At 68.2% G+C, this 4,307-nt stretch carries 4 protein-coding genes and 1 pseudogene; 1 reads left to right on the top strand and 4 read right to left on the bottom strand.

Features of this window, described 5'->3' with window-relative positions; all coding sequences use genetic code 11:
* The 4 genes and pseudogenes from CK505_RS17920 to CK505_RS17910 form a co-directional block, all read right to left on the bottom strand.
* Window positions 1–160 (bottom strand): annotated as a pseudogene (locus CK505_RS17920) (IS256 family transposase); the annotation flags it as partial.
* A gap of 145 nt (window positions 161–305) precedes the next feature.
* On the bottom strand, window positions 306–551 hold the full coding sequence (locus CK505_RS18295) for a hypothetical protein (RefSeq protein ID WP_141246871.1): 246 nt from the start codon (window positions 549–551) through the stop codon (window positions 306–308).
* Between the two features lie 342 nt (window positions 552–893).
* Window positions 894–1,607, bottom strand: a complete 714-nt coding sequence (locus tag CK505_RS17915; protein WP_095651903.1) for a FadR/GntR family transcriptional regulator — start codon at window positions 1,605–1,607, stop codon at window positions 894–896.
* 150 nt (window positions 1,608–1,757) lie between these two features.
* The gene (locus tag CK505_RS17910) at window positions 1,758–3,545 is read right to left on the bottom strand and encodes an L-lactate permease (RefSeq protein WP_095651902.1); all 1,788 of its coding nucleotides are present in this window, start codon (window positions 3,543–3,545) and stop codon (window positions 1,758–1,760) included.
* Between the two features lie 424 nt (window positions 3,546–3,969).
* Between CK505_RS17910 and CK505_RS17905 the strand changes: the two genes are divergently transcribed.
* Window positions 3,970–4,307, top strand: a 338-nt coding sequence (locus CK505_RS17905) for a heterodisulfide reductase-related iron-sulfur binding cluster (RefSeq protein ID WP_255250998.1), incomplete at its 3' end; no start/stop codon positions are given.

The following is a 4,307-nucleotide window of genomic DNA, read 5'->3' as shown; positions in this document are numbered from 1 at the left end:
TCAGTTCGGCTTCCAGGGCGGTTTCCAGCACGTTCTTCGTCAGCTGGTTCAGCAGCCCGCCCGGGCCGACCAGGCTCACTCCTTGCTCCTTCGCCTGGGCAAGCAGCCGCTCGGCGAGGTCCTTCTGATCGATGATCTCTCCCGTCACGGGATCGATCATCGTGCCTGTCATCTCGGTCGTGGACTCTGACACGGCCGTCTCCTTTCGGATCAGGCCGGACCCTCACACACCGTTTTTCTTACAGTCCCTGCGCTCCACGGATTTCCGTCACAACGGTGGAGCGTGCCTTCAGGAGAGGTCTTCGTCAGCGCTTTTCTGGGGTGGCTGGTGGTGGGTGCCGAAAGATGCGGTTCTCGTCGGTGGAGAACATTTTCCGTTCGCCGGTTCCGAGTTCTCGGGCCCACACCACGTGGAGGAGTGGCATGGTCTCCTCGACGAGTCCGCGGTAGTAGAGGTCACCGGCAAGGTGGACATCTATGCGATCACCTGCTTGCAGCACGGTGCAGTCCTCCACGGGGACGGGGACGGGGCCGGGGTCGGGGCTGGTCATGGTGGCGGTGCCTTTCGTCGGCGCTTCTGGGTTGGGTTGTGGCCTCGGGGTGGTCATCCGGAGTGCGGTGAGCCCATGGTGCGTGGTCGTCCCGATGTGATGCGCTCCGTGGTGCGGTATCGGCGCGCGGTGTTCTCGGCCTGGAACGCGCATGGCTTCCCCGCGGCGGCACGAGGCAGGGGTCGGTCGCGGCCGGCTGGAGCCGGAGGCTCTTGAGGTGTGAGTATGCAGTCCGCTGGGATGTGCCTGGGGTGGTTCGTGCACGCGGTCCCGTGTTGACGGGAACGGTCAGTGCGCAGCGGTCAACGATCCTGGGTGATGCGGGACTCTGGGTACCGCTTTTTAGCGGTGGTCGCTGAGTTCGAAGAACCAGATGATGTGGTGGCGCAGGGCGTCGGCGGCGTCTGCGCCTCGGCGCTGCTGGAAGGCCTCCAGGATGCTCTTGTGCTGTTCCTGAAGGGTCTGGCGTACCTTCGGCCAGTCCTCGAGGTCGGCGACGGTCTCCTGGACGTAGCCGATGGTGGCTTGGCGCAGCGAGGACATAATCGTCTCGACCACCACGTTGCCGGCCAGAGAGGCGAGCAGGATGTGGAACTGCGCGTCGTGGGCGTGGAAGCGCTCGTCCGGCAGGTCCGGGTCATCCATGGCGGCCACCAGTTCGGTGGCCTGGTCGAGTATCGCGGTGCGTTGGGGAGTGTCCGGGGCGGTGGCGGCTTCGTGGGCGGACTGGGTCTCGAGCAGCAGTCGGGTTTGCGCCAGATCGCGGATGCGCAAGGACCGGTTGGCCACGTGCATCCGCAGCGCCCAGCCGAGTGCGGCCGAGGGGTCCGAGATGACGATCGCCCCGGCGTTGGGCCCGGACCCGGTGGAGGAACGGACCAGGCCCATGGCGTCGAGGACCCGGAATGCTTCGCGGACCGAGGCGCGGGAGATCCCGAACTCCTCGGCCAGGTGGCGCTCTGCGGGCAGTCTGTCGCCCACCGAGATCTCCCCGGAGCGCAGGCGTTCCTCGAGCCAGTCAAGGACGAGGGTGTAGGTGCGTGTGACCGCGGGCACGAGGGGCTCCTGGAGGGTATATGGGGAACCGGACCATTCTAGAGAGACCGCGAGGCTGCACCTGACCGGATGGGTCGGGCGCAGCCTCGGGGCCCCGGAGGCGTGGGGCCGGCACCTGACATGCCGTCGGCACCGGCCCCACGTGCCGGATCAGACCCGGAGCTCGCTCCTGGCGGGCGCGTCCTTGCGCCACAACCAGCGGGCGATGAGGGCCAGTCCGGCGACGAGCAGGACCAGCATGACGGTGCCCAGGTTGAGACCCACCCCGTGGATGAAGAGGTACGCGACCGCACCGCCCGCGAGGCAGTAGTAGGTGGTCACGATGATCGTCTTGCGCAGCAGGTCGCCTTCGCGCCCGAGCAGGCCCACGGTGGCGGAGGCCGCCACGATGTTGTGGATCGCGATCGGGTTGCCACCGGCCCCACCCACAGCCTGGGCGGCGACCACGAGCTCGGGCCGGTCGAGACCGATCGCGGCGCCGGTGGAGAACTGGAACTGGGAGAACGTCAGGTTGGACACGGTGTTGGACCCGGCCACGAAGGCGCCCAGCGCGCCGATCCAGGGGGCGATCACGGGCCAGGAGCTGCCCGAGATCGCGGCGGCGCCCTCGGCGAGGGTGACCGGCATGCTGGAGAGCCCCGAGTCGTTGAGGGCCGGGCCGGACTGGATGAGCACCCGCACCAGGGGCACGGCGAAGAGCAGGGCGGCGGCGGTGCCGGCGAGCTGGCCGGCCGAGATCTTGAGGGTCTGGGCGATCTCGCGGGAGTTCATCCGGTGCAGCAGGTAGGCGAAGGCCGAGGCGAGGATCAGCACGAAGCCGGGGAGGTAGAACGGCTGGACGGTGGTGGTGATCTCGGTGCCCAGGATGTTCTCGAACGGGATCGCCAGGCCGGTCAGCCATTCCTTCAGCGGGGCGATGACACGGGTGGCCACCAGCAGCCCCGCCATCAGGGCGTAGGGGGCCCAGGCGCGGACCGTGCTCATGTGGGTGGAGACGTCGGTGGCCTCGGCCGGTTCGATGGTGCCCATCCAGCGGGTGGGCCAGTCGGCGCGCGGGCCGAACTGGAAGGTGTCCTTGGGCATGAGGAAGCCGCGGCTGGAGGTGAACATCACCAGCACCATGCCGAGGAGCCCGCCGAACATCGAGGGGAACTCGGGGCCGAGGAAGCGGGCCACCAGCACGTAGGGGACGGTCATGGCCAGGGAGGCGTAGACGGTGAAGGGCCACACGGCCAGCCCGTCGCGGAAGCGCCGGTCGGGGCCGAAGAACCCGGTCAGCAGGGTCACGAGGATCAGCGGGATGAGGATGCCCACGATCGCGTGGATGGCCGCGGTGTAGAAGCCGATCGAATTGATGAACTCGGGCATGGTCACACCCAGAATCTCGACGCGCTGAGCGACCGCGGGGTCCCCGCCCAGGCCGTTGGCGACCCCGACGAGGATGGGCGTGCCGACCGCCCCGAAGCTCACGGGGGTGGACTGGACGATGAGGCCGATCATGACGGCGGCCATCGCGGGGAAGCCCATGGCCAGCAGCAGCGGGGCCACGACCGCGGCGGTGGTGCCGAAGCCAGAGACGCCCTCGATGAAGGAGCCGAAGAGCCAGCCAATGATGATGGCCTGGATCCGCCGGTCGGCCGAGATGTTGTTGAAGCCAGCGCGGATGGTGGCCATGGCCCCGCCCACGGTGAGCGTGGCGAGCAGCAGCAGGGCGCCGAAGACGATGTAGAGCATGGTGATGGCCACGATCAGGCCCTCGATGGTGGCGGCCAGCACTCCGGTGAAGCTCATCTGCCACACGGTCAGCGCCACCACGACGGCCGCGAGGTAGCCCACCGGCATCGCGAACTTCGCCGGCCAACGGAAACCGGCCAACAGCACACCCACCAACAGCAGGGGCAGCAGAGCCAGAAGGCTCAGGACAGCGAGATTGTCCACGGACAGATCCTTTCTGGGCCCTGCCCCGGAGGATCGCGGGTGACGGGTCGGGCCGGGTGCGTGGTACGGGCTGGGTCGGGGTTTCCGGGACGCGATGCGTAGCTCATCCCGGCCCCAGTGATCTCGATGCGCTCCCCTGAGAGTTGCGGAGAGCAGTACAGACCTGGTGTCGGTCGGGTGGTCGTTCGGTGCTTCCCGCACACGAGTTCGGGAAGGACCTCACACGCGACCACCGTATGGTCGGACCACAATGGTCTGACCACGAAGAGTACATGAGCCAGGTCACACCTCCAACCCCTGCGGCGCAATGTTTTCGCCGCCTGCCGCCCTGGTTGTGTGGTACGGCTCATAGTCCTACTATGGTCAGACCACAGGCGGCCCGGCGTCGTCGTCCCGTCTTCCCGCTCCCGACTCCGGAGGTCGCATGAGAATCGCCCTGTTCGCCACGTGCATCGTGGACGCGATGTATCCGCGCGTCGCGCTGGCCACCGTGCGGGTGCTCGAGCGGCTCGGCCACGAGGTGGTGTTCCCGCCCGGCCAGGGCTGCTGCTCCCAGATGCACGTCAACAGCGGCTACTTCGACGACGCCCTGCCCGTGGTCCGCAACCACGTGCAGGCCTTCTCCGCCGTGGACTACGACGTCGCCGTGGCGCCCTCGGGCTCCTGCGTCGCCTCCCTGGGCCACCAGCAGCCGATGATCGCCCGCGCCGGCGGGGACGAGGCCCTCGCCCAGGAGGCCGCGGCCGTCGCCGCCACCACCTA

The sequence above is a fragment of the Kocuria sp. WN036 genome, assembly GCF_002287015.1.
Lineage (GTDB): Bacteria > Actinomycetota > Actinomycetes > Actinomycetales > Micrococcaceae > Kocuria > Kocuria rosea.
Note: the sequence above shows the minus strand (reverse complement) of the source record. Positions and strands in the feature narration are given on the sequence as shown.

Excerpts from the sequence above, each read along its gene's own strand:
- CK505_RS18295 (WP_141246871.1), bottom strand. The coding sequence starts at position 551 with ATGACCAGCCCCGACCCCGGCCCCGTCCCCGTCCCCGTGGAGGACTGC.